The sequence below is a fragment of the Rhodococcus sp. WB9 genome (assembly GCF_007558985.1).
Lineage (GTDB): Bacteria > Actinomycetota > Actinomycetes > Mycobacteriales > Mycobacteriaceae > Rhodococcus_F > Rhodococcus_F opacus.
Window position 1 is genome coordinate 6,104,986 of sequence record NZ_CP041769.1, and the last position, 25,704, is coordinate 6,130,689.

Consider the following 25,704-nt stretch of genomic DNA (forward strand, 5'->3'; position numbering starts at 1 on the left):
TTTACTTACCGAGTTTCCTGCGCTGCACTCGGGTGCGGCGAAGCAGCTTGCGGTGCTTCTTCTTCGACATGCGCTTGCGTCGCTTCTTGATCACTGAACCCATAGCGGGTGTCCCTCACGTTCTTCTCTAGCGTTCCTGCGCACGCCGGTCACGTACGCCTGCGCCGCTCTGGCGCCTGGGCCTCGTTTTAACTAGCTCAGCGCCTTACGACACCAGCTGGCTGGTACGACAGTCGCTAATCGTACCGGTGCGGGTCCTCTCTCTGAAAACTAGGTCGCACCGCTACCGGCGAAACCGAGGTGACCCTCTTCGTGCCGATCGGTCAACCGGCGTCGAAGTACGAGGTTTCGAGGTAGTCGTGCACTGCTTTCGCATGCACTCTGAACGAGCGGCCCACACGGACGGCGGGCAGTTCGCCGCTGTGCACCAACCGATACACAGTCATCTTGGACACTCTCATCAGCGTCGCTACCTCGGCGACGGTGAGAAATTGCGTTCCGGCCAGTGCCGGTTGTCCGTCCGGGGCCGAGCCCTTGGACGGCTTTTTTGCAGACGTCATCAACCACTTACCTCCGGCACGTCTCGCGCCGCCGGCTTCCCCTCCGGCGGAACAGACACGCACGTGCTACTTCGAGCTTAGCGGGACGGATGGGGTTACTGCGACGGGTGTGGGCAATCGAATATTCATTCGGTTGACGTGCCGAGTTCGGCGGAACGAATTTTCGCGGCTTCGAGAGCGTCGAAAAAAGCTGTTCGGAGCCCGTTTCCTTCCAGCCGGCGAATCGCCGCCGCGGTGGTTCCGCCGGGCGAAGTCACGGCGGCACGAAGTTCGGTTGCGCTCTCCCCCGACCTGTCGAGCATGGCTGCGGAGCCGACCATGGTCTGCACGACCAGTTCGGATGCGGTCGCCCGGGTCAGTCCGAGCCCGACGCCCGCGTCGATCATGGCCTCGGCGACCAGGAAGAAATAGGCCGGACCGGAGCCGGAGACGGCGGTGACGGCATCGATCTGCGATTCGGGGACGACGACGACCTTGCCGACCGACGACAGGACGCCGCGCACCAGTTCGAGGTGCTCCTTCTTCACGTGCCTGCCGGGTGCGAGCACGCTGACGCCCTCACCGACCAGCATGGGCGTGTTGGGCATGACCCGGACCACCGGGAACCCGGCGGGCAGTCTCGTCTCGTAGAAGGCGGTGGGGATACCGGCGGCGAGCGACACGAGCAGCTGCTCGCGCTCGCCGTCGAGTTCCACCTTGGACACCTCGGTGAGCGCGGCCTCGACGTCGCCCGGCTTGACGGCCATCACGATGACGTCGGCGCCTTCGGCGGCGTCGGAGGGGGTGGTGACGCGCACCGAGTACGCCGCGGCCAGCTCGTCGGCGCGCGCCGGATGCTGCTCGGCCACCACCAGATCCTTGACGGCGTGACCTGCCTGCAGAAGCCCCGAGATGAGGGCCTCGCCGATCTTGCCGCCTCCGATTACCGCAATTCTCGTCATGCCGAACAGCCTGCCACGACGCTCTGCGGCGCCTTCCTAGCGGGGGATCATCGCCAATTGCCGGCTCTGCACGACGATCGCCCCGGTGGAGTCGAGGACGGTGTGGTCCTCCTCGAACCACGCGCCGCCGAGCACCGTGCTGCTGGCCATCACGCGCAGCCACCCCGGTGCCGGCTGCCTGCGCAGGTAGGTGGTCAGCTGCACCGTGGGCGCCCAGCCGAACATGCCGCGGTTCATCGTCACGGGGGCGCTGATGTCTCCGGTCATGATTGCGAACAGGGCCGCCGTGTCGGGATCGTCCTCGTCGCCCGCGCGCGGTCGCACCCACATGCGCACCTCGGGTTCGCCCTGGTTGCCGGTCAGGAAGTGCGCTGACGTCCCGTCGACCCGCATGTCACAGCCTTGCGACACGTGGACGATCTGCCCCATCGGATGGTCGGCCGTGAGCACGACGGCATCGGCGGGCGGTTCCACGGGCAGCTGGGACAGGGCGTGGTCGCCGTTGTACTGCGGCTCCCCCACGTCGGGGACGCCGAGCGTGACCGACGCGTGCACGGCCACGCGGTCGCCCTGCATCAGCTCCACGTCGACGAACGACACCTGCTTGCCCTGCTTGCGCAGCGTCGTCGACAGTGTCACCTCGCCGGGATCGGGAGCGGACAGGTAGTTGGCACCGACCGCGAGGGGCTGCACCCGGGACAGCTCGGCGTCGCCGTTCTCGTCGAGCAGCCGCCTGCGGGCCGCGGCCGCGCAGAGCGACATCATCGAACCGCCGTGCACCTTGGGGCCGATCGTCCAGATCGGGTCGATCGACGCCAGATAGGTCCCGTCACCGGCAGCGGTGAGGACGTTGAGGTCGCGGAAGGGAGTTGAGCTCACTGCTGATCCTGTTCTTCGGGGTTCCGGAGACGCTTCTGCGCGACGTCCTGGTGTGCGAGGCGGCGCATCGCGGCGATCACCGGCTCGTAGATGGCCGTGCCGAGCACCGCGTAGCGGATCGCCTCCTCGGCCGATTCGGTGGGCATGAGTCCGATGTCGATCTCGGCGATTCCGCGCACGTGCCGCCCGTAGGCCTCGAGCCGCTCCGCGGTCATCGGGATGCCTGCTTCTTCGAGCCCCTCGAGCGCGCGTTCGAGCTGGCCGACCGCGACGTACCGCGGGTCGTACACCTGCCCGAGCCTGTCGAGGACGGCGCGTGCCCGCGGGAACTCGTCCGTGTCGTCGGCGGAGGCGTCGAGGTAGGGCGGGAGTTGCGCGATGGCCTCGCCGAGCACCTCGAACAGCGAGCCGTGGGGATGGTCGACGAGCCGGAGGATCTCCCGGATGCGCGGAATCGGGAGTCCGGCTCCGGCCAGCGCCTTGACGAGCCCCAGCCGCTCGACGTGCTTCTCGCCGTACCGGGCCTGGGTGGCGCTCGTCGCCTCGCCCGGCATCAGCAGACCTTCGCGCAGGTAGTACTTCACCGTCGCGAGCGGAACGCCGGTACGGGCGACCAACTCGGAAACGCGCACGGCCCCTCCTTCGGCTCGTCGACTCTCGACCTCGGATACCCCAGCACTAGATACTAAAACTATCCAATATGGCGACGAGCTTACCGCAGCAGGGACGCGGCAGATATCTCAGGTGTCGTCGTGATCGCCACCGGAGTGGCTGCGCGACGACCCCGAGGCGGCGCGACCCGGTTCGAGGTGCTCCCGGGCGAACGCCAGCGCCTGCGCGAGCATCGAGGACCGTTCCCGCTGCGTCCGGGCGTTCTGCGTGTTGATCTCGATCACCGCCTGCCCGTCGAATCCGGTGTCGACGAGATGACGGCACAACTGCGCGCACGGCTGGGCGCCGTGGCCGGGGATCAGGTGCTCGTCCATCGACGCGCCCCGACCGTCGGCGAGGTGAAGATGCGCGAGGCCCTCCCCCATACGCTCCGCCAGCTTCATCGCGTCCATTCCGGCCGTGGCCGTGTGGGACAGATCCAGGGTGTAGTGGGCGTGTCCCGAATCGGTGGGGTCGTAGGACGGGCTGAACGCCGACAGCGCCGCCCCCGGTCCGCCCCGCTTCCGGAGCCGCTGCGCGGACCTCTCTTTGCTGCCGAAGAAACCGTCCGCCCGCATCGGGAACATGTTCTCCACCGCGACGACCACATCGCTGCGCTGTTCCAGTTCGGCCACCTGATCGGCGAATCCCTCGGCGTACCGGCGCTGCCAGCGGAACGGGGGGTGCACCACGACACTCGTCGCCCCGAGCGACTCGGCGGTGCGGACGGAACGCTCCAGCTTCGCGACCGGGTCGGCACCCCACACCCGCTGCGAGATGAGCAGGCACGGCGCGTGGATCGCCTGGACCGGAATCGCATACCTGCGCACCAGCCCGGCAACGGCCCCGATGTCCTGGCTGACCGATTCGGCCCACACCATCAGTTCGACGCCGTCGTATCCCAGATCGGCCGCATACCGGAACGCAGCCTCCGTGTTCTCCGGGTACACCGAGGCCGTCGACAGGCCCACCAGTACCTTCCGCCCGCGCGGTGACGGTCGAACCTGCCCGTGCCCACTGTCCCCGACCATGAGCAACTCAGCCCGACGCAAGCATGAAGGCTAACGGCCCCAGAGTGACGATCATCCCGACCACGACGGCGATCACGAAGCTGGTGATGTCGTCGGTGCGACGCAGGATGCGGACCATCGCGACCAGTCCCACGATGACGAGCAGCGCCAGAATCAGCGCGACCCACGGAAAGACGTCCCACAGCTTCTCGAAACCCTTGAAGAGCAGGGCCCCGGCGATCACGGCTACGACGCCCTGACCGATGAGGACGGCCCACTCGCGGGTGGAGTTCTCGCCTGCCTCGTCCTGCTTGCCCGCCTTCTCCGCTTTCGCGGCTTCGGCCTTCTCTGCCTTCGCCTCCTTGCGGGAACGGCGAGGACTCTGGGGCTTCTGCGCGTCGCCCTCGCGCTTCTCGGTGTCCGCGTCGTCGGTGGCGGCCTCGATGAGGTCCGTCTCCTCGCCCGCGTTCGAGTCCCGGGACTGCCGCATCAGGTCACCGGCCAGAGTCGAGCCGGACAGCAGCGCGGGTTCCGGCTTCGCCTTGGCGGGAGCCTCGGGCTTCGGCGTCTCGACGAACTTCGACGCGCCGTTCGTCGGCGCTGCGGGACCGGCCTTCGCTGGGGTTCCGGTTTTCACCGGCGCCTCCGTTTTCGCCGGCACCTCGGGCTTGGCAGGCGCGGCGGACTTGGCAGGCGCGGCGGACTTGGCAGGCGCGGCGGACTTCGCCGCCGGTTCGGCCTCGGCCGGGGTGTCGGGCTTCGGCGCCGGCTTCACGCGGGGAGCGGCGACGGTCGGCGCGGGCTCCGGCTTCTTCACGACCGGGGCGGCCACGGTGGGCGCCGGTGCGGACGCGGCGACCTCGGGCGCCGGCCGTTCCCTCTGGACGGAGCGGCTGACCCAGCTTCCCTGGTGATCACGCGACGTCCCACCCGACACCACTCCGCGGCCACGACCGGCGGGGCGACTGGCGATGGGCTCGTCGTCATCGTCTTCGTCGTCGACGGGAGCCTTGAATGCCGCGGTGCGCCCGTCGGCACGCACGGACGGCGCCGCCGGTGCGGTGGTGCGCGGCGGCTCGGGCGCGGCAGATTCCGGTTCGGGTTCGGGTTCGGGTTCGAGTGCCCGCGAATCGGACGGATCCCGAACCACCGGAATTTCACCGGTCAGCTCGGCAACGGAGATTCCCCCCTTGACGCCGCGACGCCGCCGCCCGCCCCGGGACTCCACCTGCTGTCCGTTGCGTTTGAGCAGCTCTGAAACAGAGATCTGCTGACTGTCCTCGGTCATCGAGCACCCACCATCAATTCACCGCCCATTTCCGTATCGAGCTTGCGGAGGATCAAACCCTCACGCAGAGCCCAGGGGCAGATTTCCAGTTCTTCCACGCCCAGTGCTCTCATGCTGGCCTCCGCAACGAGTGCTCCGGCCACGATCTGCTGCGACCTGTCGGAGCTCACCCCTTCCAATTCTGCACGGTCCGAGGCCGTCATCCGCGAAATGAAAGCTATGAGTTGCCTGAGACCGCTGGCGGTGAGGGTGCGCTTGACCCGCGGGCCCGCGCCGGAGGGCGCCGCGCCCGTCAGCCGGGCCAGCGAGCGGAACGTCTTGGACGTGCCGACGGCCCGATCCCACTGCCCCGCCGCGCGCAGTTCCTTGGACGGGACGGTCAGTTCGGCGTCCAGCCAATCCCTCAGCACGGCCACCCGACGCTTGCCCGGCGGGTCGGCTTCGAGCCAGTCCCGGGTGAGCCGTCCCGCGCCGAGTTGCAGCGACAGCGCGACGTCCGGGTCCTCGTCACCACCCGCCGTCAGCTCGAGGGATCCGCCGCCGATGTCGAGGTTCAGGATGCGGCCCGCGCTCCACCCGAACCAGCGGCGCACGGCGAGGAACGTCAGCCGGGCCTCGTCGACACCCGACAGAACCTCGAGTGCCACCCCGGTCTCGGTGTGCACTCGCTCGAGCACGGCGTCCGAATTGTTGGCGTCGCGCACGGCGGAGGTGGCGAACGCCATGAGCTCACCGCACCCCGACGTCTTCGCGATGCTGGCGAAGTCTGACACCGTCGATACCAGGCGATCCGCACCCTGGGGGGTGATGTCACCCCGGTCGTCGGTGTTTTCGGCCAACCGCAGAGTCGACTTGGTCGAACTCATCGGTGTGGGGTGGCCGCCCCTGTGGGCGTCCACTACGAGAAGATGGACGGTGTTGCTTCCGACGTCGAGTACCCCTAGTCGCACATTGACACGGTACTGGGTCTACCGTCGGGCTTTGTGACAGCACGCAAAGCAGGGCGTTCACACAAGATGACGCCCAGCCCGGAAGTACCCCTCGACTTCGCTCGTGAATGGGTCGAGTTTCCCGATCCCGACAACGCCGAGCACATCATCGCCGCGGACATGACGTGGCTGCTCTCGCACTGGACCTGCGTGTTCGGCACCCCCGCCTGCCAGGGCATCATCGGCGACCGGCCCGACGACGGTTGCTGTTCGCACGGCGCGTTCCTCTCCGACGAGGAGGACCTGGAGAAGCTGAACCGGTCAGTGAAGATGCTCACACCCGCGGACTGGCAGTTCATGGAGAAGGGTCTCGGCAAGAAGGGTTACCTCGAGGAGGACGACCTCGAGGACGAGCCCGCGCTGCGCACCCGCCGGTATCAGGGCGCCTGCATCTTCCTGAACCGCCCCGGCTTCGAGGGCGGCGTCGGTTGCGCGCTCCACTCGATGGCACTCGAGCGCGGAATCGAACCACTCGAGGTCAAGCCCGACGTGTGCTGGCAGCTCCCGATCCGCCGCACTCAGGAGTGGGTCGAACGCCCGGACGGCGAGCAGATCCTCAAGACCACCATCAGCGAGTACGACCGGCGCGGCTGGGGCGAGGGCGGCTCGGACCTGGACTGGTACTGCTCGGGCTCCCCCGACGCCCACGTGGGCGCCAAGGCCGTCTGGCAGTCGTACGCACCCGAGCTGACGGAACTGCTCGGCAAGGCCGCGTACTCGGAGCTGGCGAAGATGTGCAAACGCAGGGCCGGCCTCGGCCTCGTCGCCGTCCATCCCGCCACCGCCGCGGCGCAGAAGAAGGCTGCCGAGTAACGCACCAGACCCACCGGTCGATTTACCCGTCACGGCCCCATTCCGGGCACAGCCATGACAGGAGAGATCATGTTCGCTCGAATTCTGACCGGTGCCCTGTTGACCGCCGCCGCGACGCTCGCCCTCGCGCCGACCGCGTCCGCCCAGCCGACCCCGGACTGGAACACCTTCTACGACAAGACGGCCAACTTCGTCGCACCGTTCGATCCGGGTGCCTTCGGCGACAAGGGTGACCGGGCACTCGTGCTGAGCCCGTACGGCACCGGCCGGGTCATCGAGTGCAAGGGCGACGGACACTACGTCGCGGTCTACTGCAGGCAGTTCGACGACCAGGGTCGCGAGCACGCCCTCACGCAGATCATCTCGGCGCCGTTTCGCGGCGTCTACGTGTACAACCCGTTCTGACACACGCCCACGAATTCGTCAGCCGCACAGGCAATTTCCTGCGCGGCTGACGAATTCGTGTGCAACTGTGGCGGATCGGCGTCCGCTCACGCCTCCAGTTTGTAGCCCAGGCCGCGGACGGTGACGAGATGCTCCGGCTTGGCCGGGTCGGTCTCGATCTTCGAGCGCAGACGCTTGACGTGCACGTCGAGGGTCTTGGTGTCGCCGACATAGTCCGCGCCCCACACCCGGTCGATCAGCTGCCCGCGGGTGAGTACCCGGCCCGAGTTCCGCAGCAGGTACTCGAGGAGGTCGAACTCCTTGAGCGGCAGCGTGACGGCCTCGCCGTTCACCTGGACCACGTGACGTTCGACGTCCATCCGGACCGGTCCCGCCTCGAGGACGGCCGAGTCCTGCGCGACGTCGAGTTCGCTGTCGACGCCGCGGCGCAGCACCGCGCGGATGCGGGCGATCAGTTCCCGCGCCGAGTACGGCTTGGTCACGTAGTCGTCGGCGCCGAGTTCGAGGCCCACCACCTTGTCGATCTCGCTGTCCCGTGCCGTCACCATGATGACGGGGACACCGGACCGGCTGCGGAGCTGCTTGCAGACGTCCGTGCCGCTCATGCCGGGCAGCATGAGGTCGAGGAGGACGATGTCGGCACCGGCCCGGTCGAACTCGGCGAGCGCGGACGGTCCGTCGCCCACGATCGTCGTCTCGAATCCTTCCTTGCGTAACAGGAATGCCAGTGGGTCGGCCAGCGACTCCTCGTCTTCCACGATCAGCACACTTGTCATCGCTTGGCCTCCATACCGGTTTCTCTCTTCCCGACGTTTCCGCCCTCGGCGTCCACTGTCTCGATGTGTGCAGGAATCTGCAGGGTAAACGTCGAACCTGTTCCGGGCTTGCTCCACAGGTCGATCGATCCGTTGTGGTTGGCGGCCACGTGTTTGACGATCGCGAGGCCGAGCCCCGTTCCGCCGGTCGCGCGGGCCCGCGCCTTGTCGACGCGGAAGAACCGTTCGAACACCCGCTCCTGGTCGGCCTTGGCGATGCCTTCGCCGCGGTCGGTCACCGAGATCGCCACGTTGTCGCCGCGGATCGACCGGCTGACCGAGACGGGGGTGCCCTTCGGCGAATAGGCGATGGCGTTCTGGACCAGGTTGGACAGCGCGGTGACGAGGAGGGCGCGGTCGCCGAGCACTTCGTAGCCGCTGTTGTGGTCCGTGGTGACGGCGATGCCGGCGGCTTCCGCGGAGATCTTGCAACGCTGCAGCGCCTCGTCCACCACCTCGTCGACCGAGACGGCCTCGAGGTCGGGCAGTTTCTCGGCGCCCTGCAGCCGCGACAGCGCGATCAGTTCGGTGACCATTTTGCCGAGCCGGACGGATTCACTGAGCACGCGTTCGCCGAAGTGCCGGACCGAATCGGGATCGTCGGCCGATTCGAGGAGTGCCTCCGCCAGCAGACCCATCGCGCCGACCGGGGTCTTGAGCTCGTGGCTGACGTTGGCGACGAAGTCGCGGCGGGTCGCCTCCATCCGCACCTGCTCGGAGTCGTCGTCGGCGAACAGGACCACGAAGTTGTGGTCTTGCTTGCTGAGCAGACGTGCGGTGCCGCGCACCGCGATCCGATCGCGTCCGCGCTGCGGGTTCTTGGTACTCAGGTCGACCTCGACGGGTTCGCCGGTCTCGAGGACCCGGAGCGCCGCCACCCACGCCCGGTCGTCGACGAGCCGGTTCCGCACCAGGCCCAGCTCCTCCGCGCGGGGGTTGAACAGGACGACGTCGTGGAACTGGTCGACCACGGCGATGCCGCTCTCGGATGCCAGCACGATCAGGTCGAGCACCTGCGACATCGTGAGCCCGGACTTCTCTTCCATGCGCTGCGCCTGCCGGGTGGACAGCATGGGGATCAGCACGCCACCGACGAGGTAACCGACGAAGCCGCCCACGATGGCAAGCAAGACGGCCTGAACAACACTCACGCCTGAATCGTACGTTCGCGAGGCGGGCCGGTTACGCCGGGACCGGGCATTTCCGCGCACGTCACACGCGGCAACCGGACTCTTCGTCCGCAGTTAACCTGCCGTTGGCCGGACGTCCCGCGAACGCGACGTCCGGCCGGTCGCACGGGTTACTTCCCGCCCTGGTTCGCGACCGCGGCGGCGCCCGCGGCAGCGGCCTCGGGGTCGAGGTACGTGCCACCGGGGTTGAGCGGCTTCAGGTTCTCGTCCAGGTCGTAGCGCAGCGGGATGCCCGTCGGGATGTTCAGGCCCGCGATGTCCTCGTCGGAGATTCCGTCGAGGTGCTTGACGAGGGCGCGCAGCGAGTTGCCGTGCGCGGTGATCAGCACGGTCTTGCCCGCCTTCAGGTCGGCGGAGATGGTGTCTTCCCAGTACGGGATCAGGCGGTCGACGACGTCCTTCAGGCACTCCGTCAGCGGGACCTCCTCGAGGTTCGCGTAGCGGGGATCGGTGTCCTGGCTGTACTCGCTGCCTGCCTCGATCGGCGGCGGCGGGGTGTCGTAGCTGCGGCGCCACAGCATGAACTGCTCGTCGCCGTACTTGTCCTTGACCTGCGCCTTGTTGCGTCCCTGCAGGGCACCGTAGTGGCGTTCGTTGAGCCGCCAGTCGCGGGTGACGGGAATCCAGTGCCGGTCGGCGGTGTCGAGCGCAATGTTGGCGGTGCTGATCGCGCGGCGCAGCAGCGACGTGTACAGCACGTCGGGGAGCAGGTTGTGCTCGAGCAGCAATTCGCCGGCGCGCTTGCCCTCGGCGATGCCCTTATCGGTCAGGTGGACGTCCACCCAGCCGGTGAACAAGTTGAGCGCATTCCATTCGCTCTCGCCGTGGCGGAGCAGCACAAGGGTTCCGGTACTCATGCCGTTCATCCTGGCATGCCTCCCGGAACCCTCGCGCCGTGAACCCCTGCCGTCAGCTCCGGCCGGCCTCGCTTGCCCGGAGATCCTTGCGGAGGATCTTGCCCGCGGCGGACTTCGGCACCAGGTCGATGAACTCGACCTTGCGGACCTTCTTGTGCGGCGACACCCGCTCGGCAACGAACGCGATGACCGCAGCCTCGTCCAGGTCGGCGCCCTGCTGGCGGACGACGAACGCCTTCGGCACCTCCTCACCCTCGTCGTCGAGAACCCCGATGACGGCGGCGTCGGCGATCTGCGGGTGCGTCAACAGCAACGCCTCCAACTCGGCGGGCGGCACCTGGTAACCCTTGTACTTGATGAGCTCCTTCATCCGATCCACAATCGTCACCACCCCCTCGGAGTCGACGGTCGCGATGTCCCCGGTGTGCAGGTACCCGTCCGCATCCAGGGTCTCCGCGGTCGCCTCGTCGTTGCCCAGGTACCCGGCCATGATGTTCGGGCCCTTGCACCACAACTCACCCGGCTCACTGACACCCTCCGCCGGGTAGGCGACCTCCTCCCCGGTGGCCGGGTCGACCAGCTTGCACTCCATGTTCGCGATCGACGGACCCACCGAATCCAGGGCGATGTCGTCACGGTCGAACGGAATCGCATGCGAGACCGGGCTCATCTCCGACATCCCGTAGCCCTGCCGCACCCGGCACCCGAGCCGGTTCGCGACGGCCTTGCCCAGCTCCTGATCGAGCGGGGCGGCACCGGAGAAGATCGAATGCACACTCGACAGGTCGTAATCGTCGACCAGCGGATGCTTGGCCAACGCCACCGCGACCGGCGGGGCGATGAACACATACGTGCACCTCTGCCCGGACACGATCTTCAGGAATTCGACCAGGTCGAACTTCGGCATCGTCACCAAGCTCGCCCGGTTGAACAGGGCCGCGTTCAGCAGCACCGTCATGCCGTAGATGTGGAAGAACGGCAGCACCGCGAGCAGTTTGTCGTCGGCGCCGATGCCCATCCTCGGGTTGATCTGACACACATTCGCCACCAGGTTGCGGTGCGTGAGCATCACCCCCTTGGGCCGGCCGGTGGTCCCGGACGAGTACGGCAGCACCGCCAGCTGGGTCGCCGGATCGAACGACACCTCCGGGGCGGGGCGCCCTCGGCCAGCAGATCTTTCAGCGACGGGTGCCCGTCGGCGCCGTCGAGGACGATCACGTTCTCCACCGGGATCCCGACGCGGGCCGCGGCATCCTTGGCCTGCGGCAGCAGTGGGGAGACGGTGAACAGGAACTTCGCCTTCGAGTCGGTGAGCTGCTTGGCGATATCCTCCGCGGTGTACAGGGCGTTGATGGTGGTCGCGACACCCCCGGCCCGCAGGATCCCGTGGAACACCGACGCGAACACCGGCACGTTCGGCGAATGCAGACCCACCACCTCGCCGACGGCGAGACCTCGCGCGGCCAACGCCCCCGCGACCCCGTTGATCTGGGCGATGAGCGACTGGTAGGTGGTGACCGCGCCGGAGGCACCGTCGATCAGCGCGGGCCGGTCCCCATCGGCCGGGTCGACCTGACCGAAAAGGAAATCGTAGACACTGAAGTTCGGAATCTCGACGTCCGGAAACGGGCTCTTGAAGCTCACTGGGGCCTCTCCCTCGAAGTGTTGCAGCATCAGTTGTCGGTACAAGTTTCTGTGAACATCGGACACATGTACCTAACCTGTGACAACAGTCACAAGCTCGTCGCAACTCTACCCGTGCGTATTTCGCGTCCGCGGGCGGTCGACCAGCACTCAGGGCTGCGAGTCCTCGATGAGATGTTCGAACGGTTTCAGGTTCGCCAGCGACTCCCCGCGTGAGACGCGCCACTCCCACTCGCGCTTGATGGAACCGGCGAAACCGAGTTCGAGGAGAGTGTTGAAGTCGCCGTCGGCCGCCTCGAGCACCTGCCCGAGAATCCGGTCCAGTTCGTCCGCGGTCACCGCGTGCTCGGCGATCTGGCCGACCAGGTAGATGTCGCCGATCTTGTCGATCGTGTACGCCACCGAGTACAGCCGGCGATTGCGCCGCAGCAGGTACTTGTAGACGCCTTCGAAGTTCTCGTCGGGCTTGCGGCAGACGAACGCTTCGACGCGCAGACCGTGCTTGCCGACGGTCAGGAGTGTGGTGGTCTTGAGCTTGCGCTCGCCGGGCAACTCGACGATGAAGTGCGTCGAGTCCTTCCTCGTGAAGTCCATCTCACGTTCGGTCAGGGCGGACTCGATCACGTCGGCCAGGTCGCTCATGCGCGCACTCCCCCGGCCCTGCGCAGCTTCCACAGTCCGCGTCCGCGACGCGGTGAGAATTCGCTGGGGCCGTGTCCGTAGTTGTAGTTGACGGTCGCCATCCGATAACTCTCGAGGAGTCCGTCGGCGGTGTGTTCCCAGGAGAAATTCTCCGCGTGACGCGGCGCCTCGGCGGCCAGCGCGGCGAGCCTGCCGGGCTCGGAGACCAGCGACTGCAACGCCGCCGCCCAGTCCTCGGTGCGGTGCCCGTCCACGAGAAGCCCGGTCTCGCCGTTCCGGACGGCGACGCCGAGACCGCCCACGTTCGCGGCGATCACCGGCGTGCCGCAGGCTTGCGCCTCAATGGCCACCAGCCCGAAAGACTCCGAATAACTCGGCACCGCAACGAGATCCGAGGCCCGGTACACGTCGACGAGCCGATCGGGCGCCTGCGGCGGGAGGAACGTCACCCACGCGGCGATGCCGAGCGAGGACGCGAGTTCGATCAACGCGTCCGGCCGGGCCAGCCCGGAACCGGACGGACCGCCGACCACGAGCACCCGCAGTGTCGAGTCGGGGTCTCGGGCGATCAGTTCGGCGGCGGCGCGGAGCAGGACGTCGGGCGCCTTGAGCGGCTGGATGCGTCCGACGAACGTCACGACGGTCTCGCGCGGGTCGAGTCCCAGCTTCGCCCGGGCGGCGGCCCGGTCACCCGGCCGGTACCGCGTCAGATCTGCGCCGGGCGCCACCACGTCGATCCGGTTCGGGTCGGCGCCGTAATGGCGGACCAGCTGATCGGATTCCTCGGTGGTGTTGGCCACGAGCCGGTCGGACTCGGCCACCACCTGCTGCTCGCCGATCTGGCGGGCGGCCGGTTCGGGAGTGTCACCGTCGGCGAGCGACAGATTCTTGACCGCGGCGAGCGTGTGCGCGGTGTGCACGAGCGGCACACCCCAGCGGTCGCGGGCGAGCCAGCCGACCTGCCCCGACAACCAGTAGTGCGAGTGCACCACGTTGTAGTAGCCCGGTTCGTGGCGGGCCTCCTCGCGGAGCACCCCGGCGACGAACGCGCAGAGCTGCGTGGGCAGATCCTGCTTGTCCAGCCCCTCGAACGGGCCCGCTACGACGTTCCGGACGAGGACCCCCGGCGCCGCTTCCTGTACCGGTGCGTCGGCTGACGACGTGGCCCGGGTGAAGATTTCCACCTCGACGCCGCGACGCGCCATTTGGATGGCGGACTGCAGCACGTAGACGTTCATGCCGCCCGCATCGCCGGTACCGGGCTGCGCCAGTGGTGAGGTGTGGACCGAGAGGACGGCCACCCTGCGGGGGCGCGAGTTGTGCATGGGCGTCACCACTCCATAGTGCTCCCTCACCGATCGGCCCCTTTAACCGAGGTTGTCGACGAACTCGCCGACCTCCTTCACGAACCTCTCGGGATCCTCCACGAACGGTCCGTGATCGCAGCCTTCCCAGAACGACGCCCGCGCCTGCGGGATCAGTTCTGCAGCGTGCCTACCAGCCGAGACATCGACGACGGAGTCCTCGGTGCCGTGCAGGACGAGCACCGGCACGTCGAGGGACCGGAGCAGGTCGTCGTGGCTCGCGGACCGGTTGAAGAGGGCGGCCCGCACCCGGGGCGGGGTGGTGAGGCTGGCCCCGAACAGCGCCTGCGACTGTGCGCCCTTGCCTTCCGGCGGTCCGGTGAGCGCGTTGCCGAATGCGCCCAGCGCGCGGATCGCCTCGCGCGGTTCCTCGGACATCGCGCCGGGGATCGCCGCGCGCATCGCGGCACCGACCTTGCCGCCTGCCTCCCCGCGACCGATGCTGGTGATGGCTCCGACGAGGACCACACCGTCGACGGCGGACGTGCCGTGCGACGCCAGGTAGTCGCAGATCACGAGGCCGCCGTAGGACCAGCCGAGAAGCACGGCGCCCGACGTGACACCTTCGGCCGTGAGTACCGCGTCGACGTCCCCGGCCCAGATCGCGGAGTCGGCGTAGCCGGTGTCGGGCGCACCCGAGTAGCCGTGTCCGCGAAGGTCGACGGCGATGACGCGATAGCGGGCCGCGAGTTCGCCGAGCACCCCGGGGCCCCAGCACTTCGAGGACTGCGCCCAACCGTGCAGAAGCACCAGGGCCCGCGCGTCGGGGTCACCGGTCACCGAGTAGACGAGGGGCGTTCCGTCGACGCCGACTGTTTCACGAATAGCCATGGGGTCACCATAGAGGCCAGCAGCGCGGCGACCGCCGCCACCGCGTAACCCGCCGTCGTGCCGAATTCGTCGATCATCCGGCCCGCGAGTGCCGACCCCACGGCGACGCCGACACCCAGCCCGGTGACGATCCAGGTGATGCCCTCGGTCAGCGCGGCCGCGGGCACGATCTGCTCGACGAGACCGGTCGTGACGATCATGATCGGCGCCACCGTCATCCCCGCTACCGCGTAGGCGACGGCGAGCGCCGGAATGCTGTCCGCCAGAAGGAGTGGAACCGTCAGCACTGCCACCGCGAGGACCGCGACCATCAGCTGTTTCCGGAGCGACGCCGACACCCGGATCGCGCCGAACACGATGCCCGCCACAGCGGAACCGGCCGCGAACAGGGCCAGCACCACGGTGGCGGAGGCGGGTGCGTCGTGGCTTCGGGTGAAGGCGATGGCACCGACGTCGATGACACCGAAGATCGTGCCCATCGACACCATCACCGCCACGAGGACCCACACGGCGGGCGTCCGGACGACGGACGGGCGGCCGTCGTGCGTTGCTGCATGCACGGGGGGCTCGGTGCCGCGCTGAGCGACGAGCGCGAGCGTGCCGACCACCAGCAGGACGAGACCCGCGAGCGGTCCCGCCTCGGGGAACACCGTGACGGACAATCCGACGGAGACCACCGGTCCCGCGATGAAGCACAGCTCGTCCACCACCGCCTCGAACGCGAACGCCGTCCGCAGCAGTGGCGTGCCGCGGTACAGCTCGGTCCAGCGGGCGCGCACCATCGCACCGATCGTGGGCATGCAGCCGGCGGGAACTGCCCACACGAACAGCACCCAGTCGGGCGTCCCGAACCGGACGCACAACAGCATCGCGGCGATGGACGTCGCGCTGATCCCCGACGCGACGGGAAGGACACGGGACTGCCCGTACCGGTCCACCGCCCGGGACACGACCGGGGTGATGAACGCGTAGGTCAGCGCGAACACCGCGGCGAGGGCACCGGCCATTGCGTAGTCGCCGCGCAGTTCGGACAGCATCGTGACGATGCCGATGCCGACCATGGCGATCGGTACCCGCGCAACGAATCCTGCGGCGGAGAACGCTGCGGATCCGGGGGCGGTGAAGATCTGACGATAGGTACCGAGCACGCGTCGAGCCTCACAGATCGTGGCCGCGACTTCCAGCACGTGCAAGTATTGCGCTCATGAGTGTCCTGGTGTGTTTCCACGCCCATCCCGACGACGAAGTGTTCACCACGGGCGGCGTGATGCGTCAGGCCGCCGACGCCGGTCATCGCGTCGTCGTCGTCACCGCGACGGACGGGGCGCTCGGCGAGGCCCCCGACGGGATCCTGACCGACGGCGAATCACTCGCCGAACGTCGGCGCCGCGAGCTGGAGGAGTCGACGTCGCTGCTCGGCGCCCAGCGTGTGGTATTGCTGCACTACGCGGATTCCGGGATGGCGGGAACGCCGGAGAACGAGAACCCCGCCGCGTTCTGCAACGTCGACGTCGAGGAGGCCGCTGCCCGGCTGGCCGCGATCCTCGTCGAGGAATCCGCCGACGTGGTCACCATCTACGACCCCAACGGTGGCTACGGTCATCCCGATCATGTCCAGGTGCATCACGTGGGCATCCGGGCCGCCGAACTGGCCGGTGTGCCGCACGTCTACGAGGCCGCCGTGAGCCGCGACCACATCCGGCGGCTCATGGCCGCGAATCCGGAGTGGTCCGAGAACGCCCAGCCACCGGACCTCGACACGTTCGGTCTGCCGGACTCCGAGATCACCACGGTCGTGGACGTCACCTCGGCCATGGACGCCAAACGGGCCGCGATGCACGCGCACGCCACCCAGATCGGGGATTTCGGCCCGTTCCTGCAGATGCCCGAGGAGCAGTTGCGGGCGGCGTTCGGTCAGGAGTGGTTCCGCCGGCGCGGGGCACCGGCCGGGCTCGCGGAGTCTTCGCTGCCCCTCTGATCGACCGGCCCGGGTATCCCCGCGAACCGCCTGCGCGGGTTCGGTTCCGCGCCTAGCATCCACGGGTATGGATCCCGCTGATCTCGTCGCGACCATGCCGTTCGCCGTACATACCGGGGTCCGCCTCACGAAGGCCGCGCCCGAAGAGGTCGTCGGGCACCTCGAGTGGGAACAGCACCGCACGACCGCGGGAAACGGCATGCACGGCGGGGCGCTGATGACGCTCGCCGACAGTGTCGGAGCGGTCTGCGCGTTTCTCAATCTTCCGGCGGGGGCATCCACGTCGACCACGAGTTCGAGCACGGTGTTCACCCGCGGCGTCCGCAAGGGCACCGTCACCGCGACGGCGCGGCCGCTGCACGCCGGACGAACCACGGTCGCCGTCGTCACCGAACTGCGGGACGACGAGGACCGGCTCGTGGCGCAGGTGACGCAGTCGCAGGCGGTGCTGCACCCCCAGCCGGGAAGCTGACCGATGCCGCGTCTGCTGCGGGCATACCGCGCCACGGGAGCGGATCTGCCGTTCGGCAACGTGCTCGCCGCACACGACGTCGCGATGGAAGGCTATTTCTGGCGGTTCACCCAGCCCGCGACGGGACAGGTCGTCATCGCGCTGGCGGGAATCAACCGGGCCGCGGACGGGCACTGGGCGACGCTCGGTCTCGCCGGCCACCCCACCCGGTTCCTGCGGACCGCCGCGCATCCGGAGGGCTACGCCAACCCTGCCGGACTCGGCGCCTTCGCGGGCGACGCGTTCCGCGGGTCCGTCGACCGTGTGCGGGTGGACCTCGGGCCGGACGCCCGCCTCGACGTCCGGGTCGGCGCTCAGGTCCCGTGGCCGCGGCGCAGGCTCGGCGGATCGAGTGTGTTCCAGACCGTGCCCGCGCTGAACCAGTACTGGCACCCGTGGCTGCTCGGCGGACGCGCCGAGGGAACGGCCGTGCTGGGCGGCACCGAGATAGACCTCGACGGCGCCCAGGTCTACGGCGAAAAGAATTGGGGCAAGGGCGGATTCCCCCACTCCTGGTGGTGGGGCCAGGCTCAGGGTTTCGCCGACCGGCAGGCGTGCGTCGCGTTCGCCGGCGGCGAAATCACCGCGGGCGGGCTGCACACCGAGGTCACGGCCGTCGTCGTCGCGCTGCCCGACGGCACGGTGTTCCGCCTCGGCAACCCGGTCACCTCCCCCGTCCGGGCGCATGTCACGGACGATCGGTGGTCGCTGCGGGGCCGCGGTCGCACGTGGAGCGTCGAGATCGAGGGCGGCTCCCCGCTGAGCGCGGCGCACGTGCTGCCGGTTCCGCTCCCCACCGAGCGTCGCAACATCCCCGGCGCCCTCGAGCACCTCGCGGGCTCGATGAGTGTCACGGTCCGCCGTCGCGGTGAGCTCGTCTGGGCCGACGAGTCACCACTCGCCGCGTTGGAGCACGGCGGCATCGAGCGGGCGCGCGCGGAGCTGCGCAGGCGGGGTGCGCCACCGGACGCGACCTCGGCGCCGCCGCTCAGCTGATCACCTCGAGCTCGGGTGGCTGCAACGCCTCGACGATCTCGTCGGTCTCCGCGTGGAGAACCCCTATTCGCCCGGCCTCCTCCAGGTGACGCGCGTCGACGCCCGAGATCGCATCGGCGGCGACGAGCACCTTGTAGTCGCGTTCGCTGGCGTCGAAGATCGTGGCGCGCGGGCAGTTGGGATAGTTGCATCCCGCGATCACCACGGTGTCGACCCTCCACTGGCGCAGGCGGCCGTCGAGTTCGGTGCGGTAGAACGAACTCCACCGGGGTTTGAACAGGATGTGCTCGGTGGGCGAGACGGACTGGAGGCCGCCGCCGAGGAGCGACTCGGGGTCGAGCGGTGGCACCCCCAGCTCCGGCGCCACCTGGGAGCCGGCGGTGCCCGGTCTGACGATGTCGAGTCCGGCCGCGATCACGCGGCGCCGGCACAGGTCGACGTCTTCGCCCTCGTACAACCGGACGACGTGCACGATCGGCGCCGAGGCCTCCCGGTAGGTGTCCACGAGACGCGCGATCGCGGGCAGCACCGCGGAGGTGCCGGGAATCGGGGCGGTCCCGCCGTCGACGAAGTCCACCTGTGTGTCGACGACGAGCAGCGCGGACCGGCCGAGATCGGGAGCGAGGAACGGATCCGAGTTCTGCCGCCAGTGGGTCACGCAGCAAATCTAACGCTCGCGCGCACCCTGTAGCCGGAATCACAGGGACCGGTGCATTCACCCGAAACGGGGGTTTGGGAGCATGGAGTGGGTGGGGTAGTGCGAGAAGGGTCCCAACCGATGACTGTGAGCGACGAGAACTGGCCGTCGATCGGCGCGACAGGGGCGCGCTTCGGATCAGCCGGCCGGCGCCGCAGCGCCAGAAAAGAGCAGGACCCGAGCCCGCCGCAGCCGGCCGAGTGGGTGGCGCCCGGCCGCGCCGAGGCCGCTCCCGAGCAGGTGGAACCCGTTTCCGAACCCGCCGATCAGACTCCCCAGGCGGTCGACAGTCCTGCCGCCGAGGCCACCGAGTGGGTGGCGCCCGAGGACACCGTCTCCATCGTCCGGCCGTTCATCCTCACGGGCGGGCGGACCGAGTCCGGGGTCGATCTGCCACTGGAGGCGCTCATCGTCGCCCGCCCGGACGGCGACACCGTGGTGGACGGGATGCTTGCACCGGACGAACTGCGCCGCGTCTTCGCGCTGTGCTCCGAACCGCGGTCGGTGGCCGAGATCGCGTCGCTCGCGTCGATCCCGCTCGGCGTCGCGCGCGTACTCGTCGGCGACCTCGCGGCAGCCGGGGCGGTCACCGTGAACGAGACCGCCGGGTCCACCGGGCCGGACCGGAAACTGATGGAGCGCGTCCTCGACGGGCTGCGCAAACTCTGAGACGCACCGGGGAGCAAGCACCCGGGGAAGAAGCATACGAATTCGTCAGCCGCACAGGCAATTGCCTATGCGGCTGACGAATCGCTGTGACGCTAGATCGACGTCCGGCGCATCGCTCCGACCGGATCGGAGTAGATAGTGCTCAGCGACACCACCGTCGAGGCGTACTCCTGCACCCGGTTGCCGAATCCGGAGATTCGAATGTCCCTGCGCTCCAGCGACGATGCCTGCGCGAAGGCCTCCGCGACGTGCGGGATCCCGGCCGGGTACTCGGTGAACGCCTGGCCTCCGAGGATCACCCGGTCCGGGTTGAACAGGTCCCGCAGCATGGCGACCGTCTTCCCGAGCACCTGAGCACGTTCCACCAGAAGCTCGTGCGCGGAAACGGAACCCGAGGACGCCGCCTTGTAGAGGGCACTCATCGTCGGCCGCTGGTTCGACGCCGGGAGGATGCCCACATCGAGGGCGGCGGAAATGACCGCGCGATCGCTGATCGTCGCCTCGAGGCACCCGCGTGAACCGCACGAGCACTGCGCCGACGAGCCGGTCGGCAAGTGCGCGATCGAACCGGGACCGCTCGACGGCGTGTGAACGCGCCCGTCGATGGTGATCGCGATGCCGGCCGTCTCACGGGCGTAGAAGTACAGGCCCGTTTCGCCTTGCGCGACACCGTCTTCGCTGTCCGGGCTCAGCAGCAGTTCGGACGCGGCCATCGCCTCGACGTGCGCCGCGACGGAGACGGGCAACCCGAGTCCGGTCGCGATGATGGCGCCGACCTGGGCGGACTTCCATCCCAGCCGGGGATGGTCGACGACACCGGTCTGCGGATCGACCCGACCGCCGAGTGCGACACCCGCCCACAGCGGGCGACGCCGGTGCCAGCGGGAGGCGAAGGCCCGCGCGCTGCGTGCAATGCCGGCGAGTGCGTCGGCGGACGCGCCCTGCGGGGTGGGCACCTCGACCGCGCCGAGGACCTTCCCGCGCAGATCACTGGCGATGATGCTGGTCACGACCGCGCCGATGTGAATGCCCACCGTCAGGTAGGGCTCGTGGTTGACCTCGAACGGAACCCGCGGACGACCGATCGCGCCGGACGGCGTGAGGTCGCCGCGCTCGCGCAGCAGCCCGAGGTCGAGGAGCGCCGACACCTGACGGTTGACGGTGGCGATGCTCAGGCCGGTTGCCTTCGCGGCGACGTCCCGCGACAACGGGCCGCGAGACCGGGCCACCCGCAGAACACCGGCGGCCGGGCCGTCGCTGATCCGCAGCTCGGGGGGAACGATGTGGAGACGGGGACGGGACACGGGCCGCTGGAATCGAGATGCGGAGCCGGTCCGGGTGGGGCTGGAAAGAGTGGGGGTAGACACGTGGCAGTCCTTGCATGCGGAGGCGGTGCGCACCTTCGTCCGACCGCTGCATCCGTCCCGGGCCGAGAGTGGGACGACCGAGGACGATCGATCAGGAGAAGACTGCGCGAATTAGCTGCAGATGCTGAGACAGCGACAACACAGTTCCCGCGCCAAGGGCAGCCGCGAGCCCAGCGCGGAAGTCACATAGGTGACCCGCGGAGCGGTCGACTGGCCTGGAGACATGACACGAAAGTAGCAGCTTCGGTCGGTTTCACCAATCGGAGGGCGCGTCGGCAGTTGCCTCCGCGCCGCGCCACTTCCCCAGTTCCCGCCATTGCGCGTGGCGCCTGTCGGCGCACATCGGAGGGCATCACCACTCTTGGCGGTAAGAGTGTTTCACGACGCACTACGCCGAAATACCAACCGAACGTACAGTTATAGGAGCGAGATGTATCGATGTGAGCACCTCCGAGATGTCGCTGATCAGACGGCCGAGATCGCCATCGTGACCGAACCTCCATTCGCACCCTCGAAGGAAATCGACGTGACCTCCACCCAGAACTCCGTGACACCCCGGGCGACCGTCCGGCCGCTGAAGGTGGCCGGGCGCCAGTCTCATCGGGACCGCCGTCGAGTGGTACGACTACTTCATCTACGGCATGGCCGCGGCAATCGTGTTCGGCCCGTTGTTCTTCCCGTCCTTCTCCTCGGTCGCGGGGACGCTGGCCGCGTTCGCGACGTTCTCCGTCAGCGAAGAAGTGTTCCTGTCCTGGGGCTGGCGGGTCCCGTTCCTGGCCAGTGCGGTGATGGTGCTGATGGGTCTCGTCATCCGGTTCACCATCACCGAGAGCCCCGACTTCGAGAAGGTCGAGGGCACGCACCGCGATCAACGACTGCCGATCGTCACCGTCCCTGCTGGCCGCGGGTGCGTGCATCGGCATCAACACGGTCGGTTACATCTTCATGGCGTACCTGCTGTCCTATTCGACGAAGGTCCTGGGCATGAGCAAGACGCTCGTGCTCCTCGTCACGGGCTCGGTGGGGCTGACCGTCTGGGCGGCCACGCCGTTCCCGCTGATCGACCTCCGGAACCCCGCGGTGATCGCGGCGCTGTTCACCGAACTGGTCAGTGCCGAGGTCCGGTACAGCGGTGCGTCGCTCGGCTATCAGATCGGATCGGTTCTCGGCGGCGGGCTCGCCCCGACAGTGGCCGCCGCGCTGTACGCGAACTGGGGTTCGTCGGCACCGATCTCCCTGTACCTCACCGCGGTCACGCTGCTCAGCCTGCTCTGCGTCGTCGCGATCACGCGGAAGGTCCGCGCCGCCGCGTAGCGCCCGCCCTTGCGATCAGGGTGACGCAAATCCTTCCTGCGACACACCCACCGGTGGTTCGGTTACGGGACTCCACACCGTCTCCGGTATCCGAAAGGCTCACCATGTCCATCGATTTCGCGCCCGAGCACGTGACAGACGCCGAGGGTTCCCAGAACGCGGCGAGCGTCGTCAAGCTCGGTGCCCACATCGGCGCCCGGATCGACGGCGTCCGGCTCGGCGGCAACCTCGACCCCGCCACCGTGTCGCTCATCCGCCAGGCCCTGCTCGAGCACAAGGTGATCTTCTTCCGTGGCCAGGAACATCTGACCGACGACTCGCAGTACGAATTCGCGGAGCTTCTCGGCTCCCCCACCACGGCGCATCCGACCGTCACGTCGCGCGGCACCAAGGTGCTGCCCATCGACTCCGACTACGGCAAGGCCAACAGCTGGCACACCGACGTCACGTTCGTCGATCGCATCCCGAAGGCGTCGATCCTGCGCGCCGTGCAACTCCCCACGTACGGCGGATCCACCACCTGGGCGTCGGGTGTCGCCGCGTACAACGCGCTGCCCGAGCCGCTGAAGGTCCTCGCCGACAACCTTTGGGCGACGCACACCAACGTCTACGACTACGCGGCGACCAGCGCGGAACGCGCGCAGGACGACAAGGCGAAGGAGTACCGCGCCGAGTTCCAGTCCACCTACTTCGAGACGGAGCACCCGGTGGTGCGGGTGCACCCCGAGACCGGCGAGCGCACACTGCTGCTCGGTCATTTCGTCAAGAGCCTGGTCGGCCTGAGCAGCACCCAGTCGCAGGCACTCTTCCGGGTTCTGCAGGATCATGCGATCTCGCTCGAGTTCACGACCCGGTGGAACTGGCAGTCGGGCGATGTCGCGATCTGGGACAACCGTGCCACTCAGCACTACGCCGTCGCCGACTACGACGATCAGTACCGGCGCCTCAACCGCATCACCCTGGCCGGTGACGTCCCCGTCGACATCCGGGGCGAGCGCAGCCGCAGCGTCGCCGGCGACGCGAGTGGCTACTCCGTCATCGACGAGCCCTAACATGTCGGCATGACCTTTTCACCTGACACCCGCATCGCCGTCGTCACCGGGGCGAGCTCCGGAATCGGAGAAGCCACCGCCCGCACCCTGGCCGAGCAGGGATTTCATGTGGTCATCGGGGCCCGGCGACTGGATCGTCTGGAGAAGATCGCCGAAGACATCGGCGGTACCGCGCTCGAACTCGACGTCACGGACCAGGATTCCGTGGACGCGTTCAGCGCGGTACTGCCGAGGGTCGACGTGCTCGTGAACAATGCGGGCGGCGCCAAGGGACTGGCCACCGTCGCCGACGCCGATCTCGACGACTGGCGGTGGATGTGGGAGACCAATGTCCTGGGCACCCTTCGGATCACCAAGGCGCTGTTGCCGAAGTTGGTCGAGTCGGGTGACGGTCTGATCGTCACCATCACATCGCTGGCCGCGCTCGAGGCGTACGACAACGGTTCCGGATACACGACCGCCAAGCACGCGGAGGGCGTCCTGCACCGCACGCTGCGCGGAGAACTGCTCGGCAAGCCGGTCCGTCTCACCGAGATCGCACCGGGCGCAGTGGAAACCGAGTTCTCCCTGGTGCGTTTCGAAGGCGACCAGGAGCGCGCCGACAAGGTCTACGCGGGCATCACCCCGCTCGTCGCCGCGGACGTCGCGGACGTCGTCGGATTCGTCGCCTCGAGGCCTTCCCATGTCAACATCGACCAGATCGTCGTCAAGCCACGAGATCAGGCTTCGTCCGGGCGTTTTCACCGGACGACGTAGGCGCGTTCGCGGCGGTCCGCCGGTCCTGGTGTTCGAGCACCAGGACCACGGTCCACAGTCCCGCCACGATCGTCACGACCCCCAGCAACATCCATCCCATCCCACAGCCCCCTGCCGATCAACGACTTTCGCCCGAAACGGACTGTCGGGGTCGTCCGTCGACCCCTCGACAGCGGACGACTCCCCACAGTTGTGCGACCCGAGAACACGGCGCCGTTGACGCGTCCTCATTCAGGTAGACGCAGGCGGCCCGGTTTCGGTTCCACCGGGTGTGAAGAAAGTTCGCTCGCCTATGCGAGCGCCGACATGGACTGCCATTCGGGCCAGCTGACGGCCCAGTCGTAGATGTCGCCGTCGGCGGCCGAGAGGTCGATGGACGTCCCGGTCACCTCGACGGGATCGCCGTACATCGCGGTGCCGAAGTACTGCTGCGCGTCCCCGAGGGACAGGTTGATGCAGCCGTTGGTGACGTTCGACGAACCCTGGACGCCGATGGTCTCGGGGTTCGCGTGGATGAACTCACCGTTGTTGGAGATACGGACCGCCCAGCGCTCGCGCACGTTCTCGTAGAACGGCGGGTTGGACATGAGGAAGTCCTCGTGCTTCTCGGTCACCATGTGGATACCGCTACGGGTGACGTTGCGGGCCTCGTTGCCTTCGCCGTAGCTGACGGGGATGTCCATGATGGTCTCGCCGCCGCGCACCACCTGCATGCGGTGGCTCGGCGCGTTCGCGATCACGATCTGGCTACGCCCGACGGTGAAGTTCAGCGACAAATCCTCCGCGCCGTACGCGCCGTCGCCGAAGTCGAGTCCGTACAGCCGGGCGTCGAGGCTCACGGTGGTGCCGGGCGCCCAGTAGTTCTGCGGACGCCAATGTGCGCGCGACCCGTTGTCGTCGGGCAGCCACGCCCACGAGCCCGGTGTCGGCGGGTTGGTCGTGACGGTCATCGCCTTCTCGACCGCCGCCTTGTCCTCGACGGACTCGTGGAACTGGACGATGATCGGGGCGGCGATCCCGACTTCCTGACCGTCGCCGATGTTGAGTGTGGCGCCGATCGTCTCGTCGGGCTCGACCGTGGTGAAGCTGCCGTCGACGGCGACGGACTTGCCGTCCGTGCCGAGCGCCGTGCCCTTCCACGTGTACGTGGCGCCGTAACCCAGCGCCTCCCCGACGGTGAACGTGGTCCGGTCGGGTGACAGCACACCCTGCACGGCACGCCCCTCGGCGTTGACGAGGGAGATGTCGGTGAACGTGCCCTGCGACGCGGTCGCGGAGATCGGCGCCACCGGATTGACGTCCTCGGTGCCCGACGCCGGATTCTGGGTGACCTCGACCGCCGGTTCGGGGGGCGCGGTGGCGGTTCCCGACTCGGAGCCGACCGTGCACCCGGTCAGCAAAACGAGAAACGCGATCAGCGCCGTCGCGATCAACGCGACGCGCGACCGACTTGTCCGAGAACCCAGTTCATGCACAGCTAACAGG

Annotated in this window: 28 protein-coding genes and 1 pseudogene; 9 read left to right on the forward strand and 20 right to left on the reverse strand. The window is 68.2% G+C overall.

Features of this window, described 5'->3' with window-relative positions:
• Nucleotide 1: 1 nt before the first annotated feature.
• From FND50_RS28520 to FND50_RS28555, 8 genes are all read right to left on the reverse strand, one after another.
• Nucleotides 2-103: a 30S ribosomal protein bS22 gene (locus FND50_RS28520; RefSeq protein ID WP_003402602.1), complete on the reverse strand. Its 102-nt coding sequence runs from the start codon at nt 101-103 to the stop codon at nt 2-4.
• Between the two features lie 220 nt (nt 104-323).
• Nucleotides 324-560 (reverse strand): helix-turn-helix domain-containing protein, encoded by a 237-nt coding sequence (locus FND50_RS28525; RefSeq protein WP_005258384.1) that lies wholly within the window; start codon nt 558-560, stop codon nt 324-326.
• A 125-nt stretch (nt 561-685) separates the two neighbouring features.
• A complete protein-coding gene (gene proC, locus FND50_RS28530) occupies nt 686-1,501 on the reverse strand; it encodes a pyrroline-5-carboxylate reductase (protein WP_005251971.1) in 816 nt (271 codons plus the stop codon).
• Between the two features lie 36 nt (nt 1,502-1,537).
• Nucleotides 1,538-2,380 (reverse strand): thioesterase family protein, encoded by an 843-nt coding sequence (locus tag FND50_RS28535; protein ID WP_144287920.1) that lies wholly within the window; start codon nt 2,378-2,380, stop codon nt 1,538-1,540.
• Entirely contained in the window at nt 2,377-3,012 is a 636-nt protein-coding gene (locus FND50_RS28540) for a MerR family transcriptional regulator (protein WP_144287921.1), read from the reverse strand. The genes FND50_RS28535 and FND50_RS28540 overlap by 4 nt, the downstream gene beginning before the upstream one ends.
• Nucleotides 3,013-3,120: 108 nt before the next feature.
• Complete coding sequence (locus tag FND50_RS28545) at nt 3,121-4,062, reverse strand: sugar phosphate isomerase/epimerase (RefSeq protein ID WP_051055313.1); 942 nt, start codon at nt 4,060-4,062, stop codon at nt 3,121-3,123.
• Between the two features lie 7 nt (nt 4,063-4,069).
• Nucleotides 4,070-5,329, reverse strand: coding sequence for a hypothetical protein (locus FND50_RS28550; protein WP_144287922.1), 1,260 nt, complete (start codon nt 5,327-5,329; stop codon nt 4,070-4,072).
• Entirely contained in the window at nt 5,326-6,279 is a 954-nt protein-coding gene (locus FND50_RS28555) for a Ppx/GppA phosphatase family protein (protein WP_037204265.1), read from the reverse strand. Before FND50_RS28555 ends, FND50_RS28550 begins: the two co-directional genes overlap by 4 nt.
• Before the next feature lie 66 nt (nt 6,280-6,345).
• Between FND50_RS28555 and FND50_RS28560 the strand changes: the two genes are divergently transcribed.
• Together FND50_RS28560 and FND50_RS28565 are read left to right on the forward strand one after the other, a co-directional pair.
• Entirely contained in the window at nt 6,346-7,131 is a 786-nt protein-coding gene (locus FND50_RS28560; RefSeq protein ID WP_144287923.1) for a hypothetical protein, read from the forward strand.
• Between the two features lie 69 nt (nt 7,132-7,200).
• Nucleotides 7,201-7,536, forward strand: coding sequence for a hypothetical protein (locus FND50_RS28565; protein WP_144287924.1), 336 nt, complete (start codon nt 7,201-7,203; stop codon nt 7,534-7,536).
• 86 nt (nt 7,537-7,622) lie between these two features.
• On the opposite strand, the gene FND50_RS28570 is transcribed toward FND50_RS28565, so the two are convergent.
• The 8 genes and pseudogenes from FND50_RS28570 to FND50_RS28605 all read right to left on the reverse strand — a co-directional run bounded on the left by FND50_RS28570 (nt 7,623) and on the right by FND50_RS28605 (nt 16,027).
• Nucleotides 7,623-8,312, reverse strand: coding sequence for a response regulator transcription factor (locus FND50_RS28570; RefSeq protein ID WP_005251956.1), 690 nt, complete (start codon nt 8,310-8,312; stop codon nt 7,623-7,625).
• A complete protein-coding gene (locus FND50_RS28575) occupies nt 8,309-9,502 on the reverse strand; it encodes a cell wall metabolism sensor histidine kinase WalK (RefSeq protein WP_144287925.1) in 1,194 nt (397 codons plus the stop codon). The genes FND50_RS28570 and FND50_RS28575 overlap by 4 nt, the downstream gene beginning before the upstream one ends.
• Before the next feature lie 149 nt (nt 9,503-9,651).
• Nucleotides 9,652-10,407, reverse strand: a complete 756-nt coding sequence (locus FND50_RS28580) for a phosphoglyceromutase (RefSeq protein WP_186301166.1) — start codon at nt 10,405-10,407, stop codon at nt 9,652-9,654.
• Between the two features lie 43 nt (nt 10,408-10,450).
• Nucleotides 10,451-12,042, reverse strand: a pseudogene (locus tag FND50_RS28585) (AMP-binding protein).
• Between the two features lie 150 nt (nt 12,043-12,192).
• Entirely contained in the window at nt 12,193-12,684 is a 492-nt protein-coding gene (locus tag FND50_RS28590) for a YbjN domain-containing protein (protein ID WP_005258397.1), read from the reverse strand.
• Complete coding sequence (gene mshA, locus FND50_RS28595; protein WP_186301167.1) at nt 12,681-14,039, reverse strand: D-inositol-3-phosphate glycosyltransferase; 1,359 nt, start codon at nt 14,037-14,039, stop codon at nt 12,681-12,683. The genes FND50_RS28590 and mshA overlap by 4 nt, the downstream gene beginning before the upstream one ends.
• A gap of 12 nt (nt 14,040-14,051) precedes the next feature.
• Complete coding sequence (locus FND50_RS28600; RefSeq protein ID WP_144287927.1) at nt 14,052-14,879, reverse strand: alpha/beta fold hydrolase; 828 nt, start codon at nt 14,877-14,879, stop codon at nt 14,052-14,054.
• Nucleotides 14,825-16,027: an MFS transporter gene (locus FND50_RS28605; protein WP_144287928.1), complete on the reverse strand. Its 1,203-nt coding sequence runs from the start codon at nt 16,025-16,027 to the stop codon at nt 14,825-14,827. The genes FND50_RS28600 and FND50_RS28605 overlap by 55 nt, the downstream gene beginning before the upstream one ends.
• Before the next feature lie 56 nt (nt 16,028-16,083).
• Between FND50_RS28605 and FND50_RS28610 the strand changes: the two genes are divergently transcribed.
• The 3 genes from FND50_RS28610 (at nt 16,084) to FND50_RS28620 (ending at nt 18,364) form a co-directional block, all read left to right on the forward strand.
• Entirely contained in the window at nt 16,084-16,857 is a 774-nt protein-coding gene (locus FND50_RS28610; RefSeq protein WP_144287929.1) for a PIG-L family deacetylase, read from the forward strand.
• 67 nt (nt 16,858-16,924) lie between these two features.
• On the forward strand, nt 16,925-17,329 hold the full coding sequence (locus FND50_RS28615; RefSeq protein WP_005251933.1) for a PaaI family thioesterase: 405 nt from the start codon (nt 16,925-16,927) through the stop codon (nt 17,327-17,329).
• Nucleotides 17,330-17,332: 3 nt separating this feature from the next.
• Entirely contained in the window at nt 17,333-18,364 is a 1,032-nt protein-coding gene (locus FND50_RS28620; protein ID WP_144287930.1) for a tocopherol cyclase family protein, read from the forward strand.
• Here FND50_RS28620 and FND50_RS28625 read toward each other — a convergent pair.
• The gene (locus FND50_RS28625) at nt 18,357-19,022 is read right to left on the reverse strand and encodes a cysteine hydrolase family protein (protein ID WP_144287931.1); all 666 of its coding nucleotides are present in this window, start codon (nt 19,020-19,022) and stop codon (nt 18,357-18,359) included. The genes FND50_RS28620 and FND50_RS28625 overlap by 8 nt on opposite strands.
• A 120-nt stretch (nt 19,023-19,142) precedes the next feature.
• Here FND50_RS28625 and FND50_RS28630 point away from each other — a divergent pair, with 120 nt between their 5' ends.
• Nucleotides 19,143-19,730: a DUF742 domain-containing protein gene (locus tag FND50_RS28630; protein ID WP_144287932.1), complete on the forward strand. Its 588-nt coding sequence runs from the start codon at nt 19,143-19,145 to the stop codon at nt 19,728-19,730.
• 92 nt (nt 19,731-19,822) lie between these two features.
• Here FND50_RS28630 and FND50_RS28635 read toward each other — a convergent pair whose 3' ends face one another.
• Entirely contained in the window at nt 19,823-21,097 is a 1,275-nt protein-coding gene (locus tag FND50_RS28635) for an ROK family transcriptional regulator (RefSeq protein ID WP_144287933.1), read from the reverse strand.
• Nucleotides 21,098-21,731: 634 nt separating this feature from the next.
• Nucleotides 21,732-21,908, reverse strand: a complete 177-nt coding sequence (locus tag FND50_RS37185) for a hypothetical protein (RefSeq protein WP_260850750.1) — start codon at nt 21,906-21,908, stop codon at nt 21,732-21,734.
• Between the two features lie 173 nt (nt 21,909-22,081).
• Here FND50_RS37185 and FND50_RS37190 point away from each other — a divergent pair, with 173 nt between their 5' ends.
• The 3 genes from FND50_RS37190 to FND50_RS28650 all read left to right on the forward strand — a co-directional run bounded on the left by FND50_RS37190 (nt 22,082) and on the right by FND50_RS28650 (nt 24,219).
• Nucleotides 22,082-22,411: a hypothetical protein gene (locus FND50_RS37190; protein ID WP_260850751.1), complete on the forward strand. Its 330-nt coding sequence runs from the start codon at nt 22,082-22,084 to the stop codon at nt 22,409-22,411.
• Between the two features lie 104 nt (nt 22,412-22,515).
• On the forward strand, nt 22,516-23,463 hold the full coding sequence (locus FND50_RS28645) for a TauD/TfdA family dioxygenase (RefSeq protein WP_007300726.1): 948 nt from the start codon (nt 22,516-22,518) through the stop codon (nt 23,461-23,463).
• A 9-nt stretch (nt 23,464-23,472) separates the two neighbouring features.
• Nucleotides 23,473-24,219, forward strand: a complete 747-nt coding sequence (locus FND50_RS28650; RefSeq protein ID WP_005261046.1) for an SDR family NAD(P)-dependent oxidoreductase — start codon at nt 23,473-23,475, stop codon at nt 24,217-24,219.
• Nucleotides 24,220-24,509: 290 nt separating this feature from the next.
• Here the strand turns inward: FND50_RS28650 and FND50_RS28655 are convergent, their stop codons facing one another.
• On the reverse strand, nt 24,510-25,694 hold the full coding sequence (locus FND50_RS28655) for an Ig-like domain-containing protein (RefSeq protein WP_054247482.1): 1,185 nt from the start codon (nt 25,692-25,694) through the stop codon (nt 24,510-24,512).
• Between the last annotated feature and the right edge of the window lie 10 nt (nt 25,695-25,704).